Annotated in this window: 13 protein-coding genes; 6 read left to right on the top strand and 7 right to left on the bottom strand. The window is 67.8% G+C overall.

Features of this window, described 5'->3' with window-relative positions:
* Nucleotides 1-60: 60 nt before the first annotated feature.
* From GK109_RS17010 to mtrA, 3 genes are all read right to left on the bottom strand, one after another.
* Complete coding sequence (locus tag GK109_RS17010; RefSeq protein ID WP_157241758.1) at nt 61-1,779, bottom strand: LpqB family beta-propeller domain-containing protein; 1,719 nt, start codon at nt 1,777-1,779, stop codon at nt 61-63.
* The gene (gene mtrB, locus GK109_RS17005; protein WP_157243075.1) at nt 1,776-3,527 is read right to left on the bottom strand and encodes an MtrAB system histidine kinase MtrB; all 1,752 of its coding nucleotides are present in this window, start codon (nt 3,525-3,527) and stop codon (nt 1,776-1,778) included. The genes GK109_RS17010 and mtrB overlap by 4 nt, the downstream gene beginning before the upstream one ends.
* A gap of 142 nt (nt 3,528-3,669) precedes the next feature.
* Nucleotides 3,670-4,344, bottom strand: a complete 675-nt coding sequence (mtrA, locus tag GK109_RS17000; RefSeq protein WP_102974915.1) for an MtrAB system response regulator MtrA — start codon at nt 4,342-4,344, stop codon at nt 3,670-3,672.
* 560 nt (nt 4,345-4,904) lie between these two features.
* On the opposite strand from mtrA, the gene GK109_RS16995 reads away from it, so the two are divergent.
* Genes GK109_RS16995 through GK109_RS16970 form a run of 6 tightly spaced genes read left to right on the top strand, consistent with a single transcriptional unit; the run spans nt 4,905 to nt 10,858 of the window.
* Complete coding sequence (locus GK109_RS16995; protein WP_231754888.1) at nt 4,905-5,930, top strand: hypothetical protein; 1,026 nt, start codon at nt 4,905-4,907, stop codon at nt 5,928-5,930.
* The gene (locus GK109_RS16990; protein ID WP_157241757.1) at nt 5,920-6,609 is read left to right on the top strand and encodes a DUF4129 domain-containing protein; all 690 of its coding nucleotides are present in this window, start codon (nt 5,920-5,922) and stop codon (nt 6,607-6,609) included. Before GK109_RS16995 ends, GK109_RS16990 begins: the two co-directional genes overlap by 11 nt.
* On the top strand, nt 6,606-7,820 hold the full coding sequence (locus GK109_RS16985) for a DUF4350 domain-containing protein (protein ID WP_231754887.1): 1,215 nt from the start codon (nt 6,606-6,608) through the stop codon (nt 7,818-7,820). The genes GK109_RS16990 and GK109_RS16985 overlap by 4 nt, the downstream gene beginning before the upstream one ends.
* Nucleotides 7,817-8,812, top strand: coding sequence for a MoxR family ATPase (locus tag GK109_RS16980; RefSeq protein WP_157241756.1), 996 nt, complete (start codon nt 7,817-7,819; stop codon nt 8,810-8,812). Before GK109_RS16985 ends, GK109_RS16980 begins: the two co-directional genes overlap by 4 nt.
* On the top strand, nt 8,812-10,104 hold the full coding sequence (locus GK109_RS16975; protein ID WP_157241755.1) for a DUF58 domain-containing protein: 1,293 nt from the start codon (nt 8,812-8,814) through the stop codon (nt 10,102-10,104). The genes GK109_RS16980 and GK109_RS16975 overlap by 1 nt, the downstream gene beginning before the upstream one ends.
* Before the next feature lie 40 nt (nt 10,105-10,144).
* Nucleotides 10,145-10,858, top strand: a complete 714-nt coding sequence (locus GK109_RS16970) for a DUF4166 domain-containing protein (protein ID WP_157241754.1) — start codon at nt 10,145-10,147, stop codon at nt 10,856-10,858.
* Nucleotides 10,859-10,864: 6 nt separating this feature from the next.
* Here GK109_RS16970 and GK109_RS16965 read toward each other — a convergent pair whose 3' ends face one another.
* The 4 genes from GK109_RS16965 to GK109_RS16950 form a co-directional block, all read right to left on the bottom strand.
* Entirely contained in the window at nt 10,865-11,869 is a 1,005-nt protein-coding gene (locus tag GK109_RS16965) for a hypothetical protein (protein WP_323056690.1), read from the bottom strand.
* Between the two features lie 65 nt (nt 11,870-11,934).
* Nucleotides 11,935-12,342 carry a chorismate mutase gene (locus GK109_RS16960; protein ID WP_157241753.1) on the bottom strand — a complete coding sequence of 136 codons (408 nt, stop codon included), beginning with the start codon at nt 12,340-12,342 and terminating at the stop codon, nt 11,935-11,937.
* 98 nt (nt 12,343-12,440) lie between these two features.
* On the bottom strand, nt 12,441-14,165 hold the full coding sequence (locus GK109_RS16955; protein ID WP_157241752.1) for an ABC transporter ATP-binding protein: 1,725 nt from the start codon (nt 14,163-14,165) through the stop codon (nt 12,441-12,443).
* On the bottom strand, nt 14,162-15,175 hold the full coding sequence (locus GK109_RS16950; RefSeq protein ID WP_157241751.1) for an ABC transporter permease: 1,014 nt from the start codon (nt 15,173-15,175) through the stop codon (nt 14,162-14,164). The genes GK109_RS16955 and GK109_RS16950 overlap by 4 nt, the downstream gene beginning before the upstream one ends.
* Between the last annotated feature and the right edge of the window lie 2 nt (nt 15,176-15,177).

Genomic DNA, 15,177 nt, shown 5'->3' with positions numbered 1-15,177 from the left:
CGCGCTATGTGGACAGTGCCCCGAAGCGCTACTGCCGGCCACGATGTCCGGCCGCGGTTCTCAGCCGGGAAATGCCGGATCGATCGGGCCCTTGATCTGCGGAGACCAGCCGTTACCAAGCCGCTGGAAAATCCCTTCAGCCGACTGTGCATAGATTTCCTCAGCCCCGTTGCCCGCGCTGAGGGCCACGAGGCCTGGCCACGGTGCCAGCTGCTGCGGCTGCCCGGAGGTGAGGGACAGCAGTTCCGGGGTGACGTTCTGCCCCGCTGATGCCTTCATCACGGCAACAGTTGTATCCGTGACCCAGACGCCCTGGTCCGGATCGCTGCCGGTGGCCAAGGTGGCCGGCGGTGTCAGCTCCCGCGGGGTGCCGTCGGCGCCCCGGATGATTCCGGTTACCTGAACCCTGGTTTTGCCGTTCTGCTCCGAAATCACCAGCGCCCGGACCCCTTCCCTGGAAATCCGGAACTCCTTGACTGTCCTTCCAGCCAGCCATGCGGGCGACAGGGTGACAGTTGGAACGGCGGCGCCCTCCGCAATCCCGGCCGGGCGGAACGCCACAACTTCAGTGCCGCCCGTGGCACCCGGACCTGCCGACCACACCCATTCACTGAGGCCGAAGGATGGCCTGCTCAGGGTGCTCCTCGTGGTCAGGGCCCGGGCGGGTTGCCCGGGACTGATGCTGTACAGCGTCGTGCGGCTTTCGTTGAGGAAAGCGGCCGTCTGCGAAACCGGGGACTCCGCGGGGAACCGCGGCGCGAACGATGATACGGGCTGCATGTCCGGAAGCGGCGAAACCCTGTTGTTCTCGTACCGCACCAGCTCGTTGCCGCTGATGGCAATCTGGCGGGACGGCACGCTCTTGTCCTGGACCGGCGGGAGGACGGCTCCGTTGTCTTCCACCCGCACCAGGTCCTGGTTGGCGCGCAGCTCGACATTGACGACGTCGGGCTGGCTGCGGAACGTCAGCGTCAGCTGCATCTGCATCCGGAGCCGGTCCTCCGGGGACGTCTCCATCAGTTCCTTGGCCGTCAGGTCCACCTGCGCAGCCCCTGAGACGACGGGGACCGACTCCCGCGCGAGCTTGATGCCGGACGGAAAGGCACTCGCCACCGCCCCGCGCAGGTACGGCGCCGGCCCTGCCAGCAGTGCGCTGGTCATCGCCTTGACGGTCTTGTTCTTGATGAACCAGCGGACATCCGGGACAGCGAACGTGAATGTGGGGTCGTAGAAGTAGATGGGGTAAGCCCCGTAAATCACCTTGAAGGTTTCCTCAGCAATGGCGGTGCCGTCCGGGAGGCCTGAAATACGCCATTCACCATCCACCTGGGTGAGAGTCACCGGGATATTTTCAATTGTTCCCTCCGGCGACTGTGTGGCGATGCCGTCCGCATCCACGGTGTAGGCGACATCCAGCTCGTAGTTGTAGACGTTCTCGTTTCCCGTTGCCACCACCCGCGCCTCCCGGTAGACGAGCGCCCGCTGGTCCGGCTTCCAGGACACCGAGGCGGCCTGGGTCAGGTACTGGCGTGCCACAGCGTAGTCGTCCTCATAGCCGCTGCCGGCCCGGTAGAAGTAATCGATGATGGTTTCCGGCAAGGCACCCGGTTGGGGAGCTGCCGGCAGGAACACCGGCGCGCTGACGTTGCCCGCGCTGCCTTCGCTGCTTTTGCCCACCGGCCCCGAGGTGGGAATACGGGCGCAGCCGGCCAGCAGCACCAGCAGGAGGACCAGCAGTGAAGCATGCAGCTTGGCCCGGCGGCCGGCGCGACCGATCATTTTCCCTCCTTCGGGGACGATGCCGGAGCAAGCGACGCGGCACCCGTTTCCAGGACGAGTATGTTCTCTGAGCGCGGCTCACCGGGAAGGGTGATGTCCTCCGGCTCCAGCTGGACCGGCGACTTGTCGATCTCTTCTCCTTGGCGGAGCGGCAGCGTCAGCCGGAAGTTGGCGCCGCTTCCCTTCCTGCCCCACGCCTGGAGCCAGCCGTTGTGCAGTTTGGTGTCTTCCATGGCGATGGACAGGCCGAGGCCGCTTCCGCCGGTAGTGCGCGCCCGCGCAGGGTCTGCCCGCCAGAAACGGTCAAAGACGCGCGCCGCTTCCGCGGGATCCATTCCGATCCCCTGGTCCCGGACGGCAATCCCGACGGCGGTCTGGCTGGCCGCCACGGTGACAGTGACTGGCTTACCTTCGCCGTGTTCCACGGCGTTGAGGATCAGGTTCCGCAGGATCCTGTCGATACGGCGGGCATCCATTTCCACGATGACGGCACCCTCCGGTGCCCTGAGGACAATCTCGGAACCATATTCGGCAGCCACCGGGGCCGCACCCTCGATGGCGTGGGCGATCACCTGCAGGATGTCCTCCGCTTCCGCATCCAGTACCGCCACACCGGCGTCGAACCTGGAGATCTCCAGCAGGTCCGAGAGGAGCGACTGGAAACGCTCCACCTGGTTGTAGAGCAGTTCCGCCGAACGCTTGTTGATGGGGTCGAAATCGTGCCGGGCGTCGTACAGGACCTCCGCAGCCATCCGGACGGTGGTCAGCGGTGTCCGCAACTCGTGGGAGACGTCGGAGACGAAGCGCTGCTGCATCTGGGAGAGGGTTGCCAGCTGGGTGATCTGTTCCTGGAGGCTGGCTGCCATGTGGTTGAAGGAGGCGCCGAGGCGGGCCACTTCATCTTCACCCCGGACCACCATCCGCTCCTGCAGCTGGCCCGCGGCGAGCTTCTCGGAGACCATGGCGGCGTGGCTGACCGGGCTGACCACGTTCCGCGTGACATACCAGGCGACGGCTCCGATCAGGAGCACCAGCACCGCACCGCCCGCCCACAGGACGCTCTGGATCTCGTCCAGCGTCTTCTGGGCGGTATTCAGGTCGTAAATAAGGTAGAGCTCGTAGACGGTGCCGTTGAAGGTCACTTTGTTGCCCACGGCAATGCCTGGCCGGTCCTCGGTGCCGACCGGGATGACCGTGGATGCCCAGTACTGGTCCTTCCCGGATTCCTGCACGGCCTTGCGAAGCGCCGGCGGAATGACGCTGACGGTCAACTGGTCGGAGGCCCGGGATTCGACCCAGCGGTTCCGCGGTTTGGTCTGTTCAGGCACGGCCTCGAAGACGTACCTGCGCTGGATGACCGACCCGCGGCCCTCCACGGCGTTCAGGGTGTCGTAAACGAGGGTGATCACGCTGGCCTGGTCGGTGACCTGCGCGCCGTCGAACGTGTCCTGCACCTGCTTGACGTTGTAGCGGGTCTCCGACTCGGCCTGCGTCAACCGCTCCTGGAAGAGGTTGTTGGCAATCTGGTTGGACAGGTACGCGCCCACCACAGCGAAGGAGGTGACGGCCAGGAGCAGGGTGGTGAGGACAGTCCGGAACTGCAGGGACCGGCGCCACCGGCGGTGGAGGGAACGTCCGACGTACCGCAGCGCCGGCAGGAACCGGCGGACTCCCGTCTTGACCAGCCGCGCAACGCGCAGGCTGACGATCAGGGACCGCCGCTGCCAGAGATGGGCGCGGAACGTCAGGCCCCGCAGGCTGATGGCGTCCGTGTGTTCGGGGGGAGGCGGCGGCCCGGTGCCGCTGCTGTGGTGCCCGGAAGTTTCCCCCGGAGCGGGGTTCGCGGAAGCTGGCACGCCCGTACCGGGTGTACCGCCTTGCGCCGCGGGTTCAGGCCCCTGCTTTGTAGCCGACACCACGCACCGTCAATACGACTTCCGGAGCTTCCGGATCCTGCTCGATCTTGGAACGAAGCCGCTGGACATGGACGTTCACAAGGCGCGTATCGGCAGCGTGCCGGTAGCCCCAGACCTGCTCGAGCAGCAGTTCGCGGGTGAACACCTGCCAAGGCTTCCGGGCGAGCGCCACCAGGAGGTCAAACTCCAGGGGCGTCAGAGAGATCCGCTCATTGCCCCGGCTGACGGTGTGCCCGGCGACATCAATGGTGATGTCCGCGATGCGCAACGTTTCGGGCGCTTTCTGGTCACCGGGTCGGAGCCGTGCACGGACGCGGGCCACGAGTTCCGCCGGCTTGAACGGCTTGGGCACGTAGTCATCGGCGCCGGACTCGAGTCCGCGGACGACGTCGGACGTATCTGACTTGGCGGTGAGCATGACAATCGGAACATCCGACTCCGCGCGGACCTGCCGGCAGACCTCGATGCCGTCCACACCGGGAAGCATGAGGTCCAGCAACACAAGGTCCGGCCGGGATGACCGGAAAACGTCCAGCGCCTGGGCGCCGTCCGCGCAGAAGACGGGCTCGAAGCCGTCGTTGCGGAGAACAATTCCAATCATTTCGGCCAGCGCTTCGTCATCATCTACCACCAGAATGCGTGCCTTCATAGCTATATATTCCCTTATGAGGATGGCTTTGTCCTATTGGACGCCCTCCGGCATGGCGGGGCGCTAGGATGCCCGACGCCGGAACTATAGGCTGGTGCCACGCCGTGCGTTGGCGCGCCGCGCCTGCGTCAATGGAGCGGGCGCCTGGCTGACGGCGCACTGGTACGGGGGAAGGAACATCGGTGTCACCACAGGATTCGGACGCGCAGGAGCCTCAGGACCGGCAGGCTGCCTGGCGGCACCCCTCCGGCCACCAGCCGCCAGGACCGCAGCGATCGGGACAACAGCCGTCCGGGCAACAACCTCCGGAGCAGCAACCGCCGGCCCGGAACCCGTGGGGGCCGCCGTCGTGGCAACCGCCTTCGGCGCAGCAGCCTTGGGGGCCGCCGCCGTTTCAACAGCCCTCGCCGCAGCAGCCTTGGGGGCAGCCCGGTTCTGCCTATCCCGGGTTGCCGCAGCCCCGGTATCCCAGCCAGCACTTTCCGAACCAGGGCCCTCCCTACGGCCAGCCGCGGTATGTTGCTCCCCCGAAGCCGGGCATAGTCCCGCTGCGTCCCCTGATGTTCGGGGAAATCATGGATGGGTCCTTCCAGGTGATCCGGCGGAACGCGAAGGCCATGCTGGGCGCTTCCCTGCTGGCGCAATCCCTCGCCGCCATCCTTACCGCTGTCCTCACCGCGGCCACGGCAACTTCGGCGGGCTCCATCGAAGGCTGGGCAAACAGCGCCAGTAATGCCGATCTGGCAACCCTCGGCCTGGGGTTCGTGGCCGCCATGCTGCTGGTGGCCGTCCTCAGCCTCTTCATTGCCTCCGTCCTGCAGGGCGCCATGGTGGTGCCGGTGGCCCGGTCCATCCTCAACCGGCCCACCAGCTTCAAGCAGATGTGGTCGCTTGCCCGCCCGCGGGTCGGAGCCCTGGTCCGGCTTGCTGCCTTGCTGATGGCCGCCGGCCTGCTGGCGGTGCTTGTCCCCGCAGCGTTGGCCGTCGCGCTGATCGCAAGCATGGAAGGGATCGGGATCCTGCTGCTCATCCCCCTGTTCCTCGGTTTCGTTGCCCTGTACGTATGGATTTACGTGAAGCTGATGGTAGCCCCGGCCGCGGTCGTGATTGAGGAGCTGGGTGCGCTGGACAGCCTCCGCCGGTCATGGGAACTGACCCGGGCCAACTGGTGGCGGATCCTGGGGATCACGTTGGTGGTGGGCATTCTGGTGGGCGTCGCCAGCCAGATCGTCATGATCCCGGTAGGCCTGCTGCCCCCGCTGGTGGCCAGTTTCCTGTCCCCGCACGGCGGCAGTGAGCAGGAGGTGGCCCTCGCCGTGGCAGTCGGAGTCATCACAGCAATCCTCGGCGCGCTGGCCGGGGCCCTCGGCTACGCCTTGCAGACGTCTGTGATGGCACTGGTCTACATGGACCTCCGGATGAGGAAGGACGGGCTGGACATCTCACTGCTCCGCCAGATGGAGTCCGGCGCCGATCCGAACGGCATTCCGGGCCGGGGCCACGCAAGGGGCACGCCAGGCTGGAGCCAGCCTGGCTGGAGCCCCGGACCCGGACCCGTTGCGGGGGCATGGCCGGATGGCCGCTGAACCCCCGGTCCTGCCCGCGGCAGAGGAAGCCCGGCGGTGGGCGGCCGAGGAACTGGCTAAACCGGAGTACCGCGAAGCTGCTCCGGGCTGGCTTGAGGAGCTCTGGAAGGACTTCGTGGACTGGCTCCAGTCGCTGGACGGTTCCGCGGCTGACGGGAGCACAGTGCCCAGCCCGGTCATTGGGATCGTCATCGCCGTGGTCATCGCCGCCGCCGTGATCATTGCCAAACCCCGGCTGAATGCGAAAGTGCGGCGGGCCAGGGAGGTCTTTGAGCCTGACAGCGTCTTGACGCCAGCGGATTACCGGCAGCGCGCCGAAACGTCCGCTGCGGCCGGGAAGTGGGGGGACGCCGTCGTCGACCGCTTCCGGGCACTGGTCCGTTCTGCCGAGGACCGCACCATCCTGGATCCGCAGCCGGGACGGACGGCTGACGAGGTGGTCCGTGAGCTTGCTGCACCGTTCCGTACCGAAGCGGACCGACTGGGCAAGGCGGCAGGGACCTTCGACGCTATCCGGTACGGGAACTTGGCGGCGGACGCCGCCGACTACCAGGCAATGGCCAGCCTGGACAAGAGCCTCGAAGCCATGAAGCCCGTCCGCACCCCCGCCCAGCAGGAGCAGGCCCCACAGGAGCAGGCCCGGCAGGATTCCCTGCCGCACACGGCGGCGCGCCCATGACCGCCGTGTCTCCGGCACCCTCAACCCGCGAGGTGCCTGAGCCGGGCGCTGCACCGGACAGCGGCACCGGGAAAGCCAATGGGCTGTGGGGGTGGCTGGGGCGGCACCGTGCCCTCGCCGCACTGTGGGCCCTCGTCGGCGCAGCCCTGGCGCTGGTTCTCTGGGCGCAGCTCGCTCCGAAAGGTGACGCCGTTCCCCTGTCCCTCAACAACGCCGGCCCGGACGGTGCCCGGGCCGTCACGCAGATCCTGGGCCGGCACGGCGTCAAGGTCCACGGCGTCGGGAACTTCGAGGCGGCCATGGCGGCGCTGGAGGCGGGAACCTCCCCGACCCTTCTGTTGTACGACAGGAGCGGCTTCCTCGACGAGCCGCGGCTCCAGGAACTGGCGGCGTCCGCGGAGAGGGTGGTGCTGGTTTCGCCCAGGCTGCAGACCCTGGCCGCGCTCAGCGGCAGCATCCGCCAGGCAGGGGTGGTCCCGGACGCCTCCTCCGCGCTGGATCCCGGGTGCAGCCTTCCTGACGCGGAAGCAGCCGGACCGGTGTCCGGCGAGTCAGGCTTTATTTACGACGGCGGGACCTCCTGTTACCGGCCTGCCGGTTCTGCCGCCGGAGTGCTTGCCGTGGAGGGTCACGGGCGGCTCACTGTCCTGGGAAGCACCGGCATCCTCAATAACGGGCGGCTGGACGATCTCGGCCACGCTGCGCTGGCCATCCGCACCCTCGGCACCTCCCCGGACCTGGTCTGGTACCTCCCGACCATCGAGGACCTGGAAACCGGCGCTTCCCCGCAGACCCTCGACGAACTCGCACCCGACTGGGTGCGTTTCCTCGGGCCGTGGCTCGCCCTGGTGGCCGCCGCGGCAATAGCCTGGCGGGGCAGGCGCCTTGGCCCTCTGGTGTTTGAGCCCCTTCCTGTGGTGGTCAAGGCAGTGGAGACAGCAGAGGGCAGGGCCCGGCTCTACCACGATTCCCGCGCCGTGGACCAGGCCCGGGACAACCTCCGGGCCGGAACCCTGGTTCGGCTTTCAGGGCACCTGCGGGTGGGCGCCGCGGCCACGGCCGACCAGGTGGTCAACGCCGCAGCACGGCACCTCGGCCAGCCGGCCCGGCAGATACACGAACTCGTCAACGAACATCCGCGGACCGAGGCAAGGCTTGTTGCCTGGTCGCGGGAGCTGGACAACCTAGAGAAAGAAGTCAAAAGGCGATGAGCGAGCAAGGCAGCGGCCCCCGGGTCCTGGACCACATGGAACATGATTCCGCCCGGCAGGCACTCCTGGACGTGCGCAGTGAGGTGGCAAAGGCCGTGGTGGGCCAGGACGCCACCGTTACCGGCCTGTTGATCGCGCTGCTGTCACAGGGGCACGTGCTGCTGGAGGGCGTTCCGGGGGTCGCGAAAACCCTGCTGGTCCGCGCGTTGTCCGCCGCATTGAGCCTGGACACCAAGCGCGTCCAGTTCACTCCGGACCTGATGCCAGGCGACATCACGGGCTCGCTGGTTTATGACTCGCACACCTCGGAATTCACCTTCCGGGAGGGGCCGGTCTTCACCAACATCCTGCTGGCGGACGAGATCAACCGGACGCCTCCCAAGACGCAGGCTTCCCTGCTCGAAGCCATGGAGGAGCGGCAGGTGTCCGTGGACGGCGAGTCCCGGCCGCTGCCCGGACCGTTCCTTGTCGCTGCCACCCAAAACCCGGTGGAGTACGAAGGCACCTATCCGCTGCCTGAGGCGCAGCTTGACCGGTTCCTGCTCAAGCTGACCATGCCGCTGCCAGGGCGCCAGGACGAAATGGAAGTCATCCGGCGCCACGCCGCCGGCTTCGATCCGAGGGACCTTACCGCCGCCGGCGTCCGCGCCGTTGCAGGTGCGGAGGACCTGGCACGGGCGCGGCAGGCGGTGGCCTCCGTGGCGGTGGACCCTGAAGTCATCGCGTACATCGTGGACCTGGTGCGTGCCACCCGCTCCGCACCTTCATTCCTGCTTGGGGTCTCGCCCCGCGGCGCCACTGCCCTGCTGAACACTTCGCGGTCCTGGGCCTGGCTCTCCGGCAGGAGCTTTGTCACCCCCGACGACGTCAAGGCCCTGGCCCTCCCCTGCCTCCGGCACCGCGTGGCGCTGCAGCCTGAAGCCCAAATGGACGGAGTACGCGTGGACGACGTGCTGGGCAGCATCCTGGCGTCCGTTCCCGTTCCCCGCTGATGGCCGTCTCCGGGCGTTTCGTGCTGCTGGTGCTGCTGGGCGCCGTGCCGGTCCTGGCATTGCCGGGCTGGGGAACGGTGCTGCTGGTGGCCGCCGCGCTGGCGGCCCTTGCCGCCGTCGACCTCCTGCTGGCGGCTTCCCTGCGTCCGGTGCACGTCCTGCGTTCCGAGCCTGGCAACGTCACGCTGCATGCGGGTACGGACGCCGTGTTAAAGGTGCAGAACGACGGCGGCCGGCGGCTCCGAGGTGTCCTCCGCGATGCATGGCAGCCCTCCGCGGGAGCGCAGAATCCGGTGCAGGACATCGACGTCCCGGCCGGGGAAGGCAGGCGCGTCACCGTCCGGCTGCGGCCGGTCCGGCGGGGCGACCTGGAAGTACCCCACGTCACCCTTCGCTCTTTCGGCCCGTTGCTGCTGGCCGCGCGGCAGCGGACCATTGACTGCCCCGGTTCGCTGCGGGTGCTGCCTCCCTTCCATTCCCGGCGGCACCTGCCGTCAAAGCTGCGAAAACTGCGTGAGCTCGACGGCAAGGCTGCGGTGCAGATCCGCGGCGCGGGCACCGAGTTCGATTCACTGCGGGACTACGTCCGGGGAGACGACGTCCGGTCCATTGACTGGCGGGCCACCGCGCGCCGGTCAGCGGTGGTGGTGCGCACGTGGCGGCCTGAACGGGACCGAAGGGTGGTCATGGTCCTGGACACCTCACGGACCTCGGCGGCAAGGATCGACGACGAAACCCGCCTGGACACGGGCATGGAAGCGGCGCTCCTGCTGGGTGTGCTGGCCGAGCGGGGCGGGGACCGCGTGGACTTCGTGGCGTTTGACCGCCGCACCCGCGCCCGGGCGGGCTCTGCCGGGCAGGGGAACCTCCTGGGCCAGCTGGTCCAGGCGATGGCACCGCTTGAGGCTGAACTCATCGAGATGGACTGGCCAGCGGTCCCGGCCCAGGTCCGCGCCGTTTCCGCGCACCGTTCCCTGGTGGTGCTGCTGACGTCGCTGGACGGCGGCGCACCCGAGGAAGGCCTCCTTCCCGTCGCGGCACAGCTGGCCCGGCAGCACGTGGTGGTGGTGGCAGCCGTCCGGGACCCCCAGCTCGGTGCCATGCTCAAGGAACGCGACGACGCCACCGGTGTATTCCGCGCCGCCGCCGCAGAGCGGGCGCTGCTGCAGCGCGCGGCCATCAGTACCGAGCTCCGGCAGCACGGCGTGGAAGTGGTGGACGCCGAACCGCACCAGCTGCCGCCGAAGCTGGCCGACATGTACATCAGGCTCAAGGCCGCCGGTACATTGTGAATTCACAGCATCTTGTCCTACCGTTTCGCAGGAGGCCCCATTGAACATTCCCATTTACCAGCAGGCGCTCGGCGCGCACTTTTCCCGGCTCCAGCCGGAGCTCCAGGAATACTTTTCCCTGGCCCCGGGTTCCGGCAGCTACGGAGTGGGGGAAGGGACCTTCGACGTCGTTGGCTGCCGGCAGGAATGGCTGCGCCCCCTGCTGCGGCTTACCAGCGGGGAGGAAGCATTCTTCCCCGAGTACGGCGAGAACATTCCTTTCCGGATTGAGAACCATGCCCACCAGGACCCCTTTGGCCGCTCCAGCCTGACAGCCCGCCGCGAAATCCGGTTCCCGGGCCGGACGCGGATCTTCCAGGACACCACCAGTGCGACCCGCCGGGCCGGCGCCACCCAGCTGGTGGACTACGTGGGACGGTACCGGAGGCTGGTGACCGACCTGAACCTGAGCGTCACGCCGGAGGGCCGGCTTCGCGGCATCTCCGAAGCCTCCCGGCTCTTCATTGGCCCCCTCCGCATCCCCCTTCCCGCCGCCTTGGATGCCAAAGCATACGCGGAACAGTGGTGGGACCCGGCCGACGGCGCCGCGGGCAAGCACCGCATCCAGGTAAAGGTGATCCAGCCGCAGATCGGCCTGGTGCTGGTGTATGCCGGCAGCTTCGACTACAGGCTGCGCCCCTACACCGGCGGCAGTTCAGCCCAGAGTTTCCTGCCCCGCTACGCGCAGCCGGACCGTTGGGAAAACCGGGTCTGAGTCCCGCTATCCCAGCGCCAGCTGGTTCAGCCCATCCGCCACCTGCGTGAGGCGTCCGAGGACCGCCGTGGCCTGTGCCGGGGTGCCGCCGGCCAGCCCCTGCGAGGGAGTGATCCGCACGGTGCCAAGCGCTGTGGCGGGCAGCCCCAGCTGGCGCCAGGGGCGCCACACGCCCTCGACGCAGTCCGACACCTTTGGCAGGGACCGTCCCGCAGTATCGAGCGCGCCGATCCACAGGCGCTTGTCCGCCTCAACCGCTCCAGCCAACTGTTCCCACTGCCGGGAAGTCAGGGCGTCAAACGGAACGGCAATGCCGTCGGCTCCTGCCGCGAGGATCTGCTCGAAGGGCGCCTCGATCGCCGGCACGGCTATGACGACTTCGGCTGCGCCGAACCCGCGCAGTGCGTCCAGGACCACCCGCCACGATTCCCGTACTTCGGAGGCGGCCACAGCACGCAGGGTGCGGTAGCCGCTGGAGGTGGGGATGGTGCCGGCCAGCACCGCGGCGATGTCCGGCTCATCCACCTGGACCACCAGCCGGGCACCCGGCACGGCAGCGGCAACCCGCGAGAGGTACCGTCCCACACCGGCGGCAAGGGAAGCCGCAAGGTCCCGGCGGGCCCCGTAGTCGATGAGTGCCCGTTCGCCGTTGTGCAGGTGGAGCCCGGCCGCAAGGCTCAGCGGCCCCACCAGCTGCACCTTGATTTCGGCTGCCGGATTTTCCTCGGTCCCGGCCACGTCGGCCAGGACATTGATGTCCGTGGCAAGGGCGGAGGCGGCACGCCGGAAGTCCTTGCCGGGACGGTCCACGAGCCGCCAGCCATACGGCTGGACGTCGACCGCAAGCTCCTCCAGGAGGCAGGCAGTGCGTCCCAGGGCATCAGAGCCGACGCCCCGGTCCGGCAGCTCGGCGAGGAACGGCAGGTGGGGGCTGCCCAGCTCGCCGCGGATGATTTTTGCCGCTTCCACCGGATCTTCACCCGGCCAGGGTCCCAGCGCGGTGGCCGTCACCTGACGCGTCGGCGCCCCGTTCCCCGGTCCGGTGCTGGAGTCGGCGCGGCGCCGTTCGTCCCGGCTCACGCGCGTGCTGGTGCCTGCGGGTGCTGTCCGGAGGCCGCCTCGTGGTCTTCGGCAATCGCCTCGTGATGCCTGATGACCTCGCCGATGATGAAATTCAGGAACTTTTCCGCGAACGCGGGATCCAAGTGCGCATCCTCGGCCAGCCTGCGCAGCCTGGCGATCTGGGCTGCCTCACGGCCGGGGTCGCCGGCGGGGAGCCGGTGGGCGGCCTTGAGGAACCCCACCTTCTGGGTGGCTTTGAAGCGCTCAGCCAGCAGATAGACCAGGGTCGCATCGATGTTGTCGATGCTGGAACGGATGGACAGCAGCTCAGCCATCACCGAGTTGTCCACCTGGCCGGCCAAAGAACTGGCGGAGGGGTCGTAGTCATCGGAATCAGGAGAGTGGGGGTTGTGCTGCGTCATGGCTCAAGTCTATGGGAGGGCACGCGGATAGCCCGGGTGTTAAGCGCCGGCGCCGCAACCGGCACCGGCGCCGCAAACCCCGGGCTTGCCGCGACCCATCAGATGCCGAGCAGTGCCCGGTGCTCCTCCCGGCGCCGTGCCTGTTCCTGCGGGTCCGGCACCGGCAGTGACGCGATGAGCCGCCGCGTGTAGTCATGCTGCGGGCTTCCCATCACCTGGCTCCCGATTCCCTGCTCCACCAGCTTCCCCTTATAGAGCACGCCCACCCAGGATGACAGCGTGTCCACGACGGCCAGGTCGTGGCTGATGAACAGGCAGGCAAAACCGAACTCCTCCTGGATGTCCTTGAACAGCTCCAGGACCTTCGCCTGCACCGACACGTCCAGGGCCGACGTCGGCTCGTCCGCTATCAGCAGGCGGGGGTTCAGGCTGAGTGCCCGGGCCAACGAGGCGCGCTGCCGCTGCCCGCCGGACAGTTCGTGCGGGTAGCGGCCCGCGTACGACGCCGGCAGCTGGACTGATTCGAGCAGCTCGCCTACGCGCTTGCGCGCCTGGGCCGGGCTTGGCTTCGTGTGGATGACCATGGGTTCGGCAATGCAGTCCCCGATGGTCAGCTGCGGGTTGAAGGACGCCGCCGGGTCCTGGAACACGAAGCCAATGTCCTTCCGGAGCGGCTTGAAGGTGCGTTCCTTTAGGTTCAGCATCTCGTAGCCCAGGACCTTGAGGCTCCCGCCGGTGGTCCTGTTGAGGCCGGCGATTGCGCGCCCGATGGTGGTCTTCCCGGAACCGGACTCCCCCACCAGCCCGAAGACTTCGCCCCTGGAGACGGTGAAGCTGACGCCATCCACTGCCTTGAACGCCGGCGTTCCCAGCCTGCCGGGGTACTCGATGGTGAGGTTCCTGGCCTCCACCAGGATTTCCTCATCCTGGTGGGCCCGGCTGGTCAGGCCCTCCGACGCCGAGTTGCGCCCCAGGTGCGGCACTGCTGCGAGCAGTTTCCGGGTGTAGTCCTGCTTGGGTTCAGCGAACAAGGTGCGGGCCGGCGCCTCCTCCACCACGTCCCCCTGGTACATGACCACCACGCGGTCGGCGAGGTCCGCGACCACACCCATGTTGTGGGTGATGAGCACGATGGACGTGCCGTACTTGTCCCGCAGGTCCCGCAGCAGTTCCAGGATCTCTGCCTGGACCGTGACATCGAGGGCGGTGGTTGGCTCGTCGGCTACGATCAGCCCCGGATTCAGGGCCAGCGCGGCGGCGATCACCACCCGCTGCTTCTGTCCTCCCGAAAACTGGTGGGGGTAGTAGTTGACGCGGTGTTCGGGGTCGGGGATGCCCACCTTGCGGAGCGCGTCGACGGCCCGGGACTTGGCTTCCCTGGCCGAAACCCGCTTACCGCCGCTGCCGGCGTGTGCGCGGATGCCTTCGGCGATCTGCCAGCCCACGGTGAACACCGGGTTCAGGGCTGTTGACGGCTCCTGGAACACCATGGCTACGTCGCGGCCACGGATCTGGCGCAGTTTGGCGGCACTGACGCTGATCACGTCAGCGCCGTTGATCACCACTGCCCCGGAGCTGCTGGCTGTTTCCGGAAGCAGGCCCAGAATGGTCTTGGCGGTGACCGTCTTGCCGGACCCCGACTCCCCCACGATGGCCAGCACTTCCCCCTTCCGGACCTCCAGGCTGACGTCCTTGACGGCATGGACCGGGCCGCCGTCGGTGGCGAAGGTGACCTGGAGGTGGTCGATGTCGAGGACCGGACGGCCGCCGCCGGACTCGTGGCCGGAGCCGGCCCCGGACGACGGATCGATGTTGACGGTCATGATGCCCTCACTTCTGTTGCGATGGCGGCGTTGTCCACCGGCGCGGGCGAACCGCCGCCCGTGCTCTTGCGGCCCCGGAGCCGCGGATCATTCAGGTCGTTGATGCTCTCGCCCACCAAGGTCAGGCCCACCACGGTGAGCACAATCGCCAGGCCCGGGAACAGGCCGGTCCACCAGATCCCGGAAGTCGTGTCGGCGAGCGCCTTGTTGAGGTCGAATCCCCATTCAGCGGCCGAGCTCGGCTCGATGCCGAAGCCAAGGAAGCCCAGCCCGGCAAGGGTGAGGATGGCCTCGGAAGCGTTGAGGGTGAAGATCAACGGCAGGGTGCGGGTGGCGTTGCGGTAGATGTGGCGGGTCATGATGCGGATGTTGGAAGCGCCCACCACCTTGGCCGACTCCACGAACGGCTCGGCCTTGAGCCGGACCGTCTCCGCCCTGATCACCCTGAAATACTGCGGAATGAACACCAGTGTGATTGCCGTGCCGGCGGCAAAGATGCCGCCAAGCAGGCTGGACTGGCCGCCGCTGATGACAATGGCCATGACAATGGCAACCAGCAGGGACGGGAAGGCGTACACGGCGTCGGCGATGACCACCAGGATCCGGTCGAGCCACCCGCCAAGGTAGCCGCTGACCAGGCCGAGGGCAACACCCAGGACGATGGACATGGCGACGGCGACGACGATCACCAGGATGGCCGTCTGCGCTCCCCAGACGACACGGGACAGGACGTCGTAACCGCCCACCGTTGTGCCCAGAAGGTGCTTGCCTCCGGGGGCCTCCTGCGTGGGGAAGTTGCCGTCGGCGTCGGAAAGCTGGGAGAAACCGTAAGGTGCCAGCAGCGGCGCGAAAAGTGCCGTCAGGACAAAGAGGCCGGTGAGGATCAGGCCCGCCACTAGCATGCCGCGCTGGAGGCCCACGCTCTTGTTGAAATGTGAAACCACCGGCAGGCGCCGGTACCAGGGCGCCCTGGGATTTTCCATGGGGACGGGAACAGTGGGGATGCTCATGG

Origin of the sequence: Pseudarthrobacter sp. GA104, assembly GCF_009741265.1 — a bacterium.
Lineage (GTDB): Bacteria > Actinomycetota > Actinomycetes > Actinomycetales > Micrococcaceae > Arthrobacter.
This window is presented reverse-complemented; position numbering and strand designations above follow the sequence as displayed.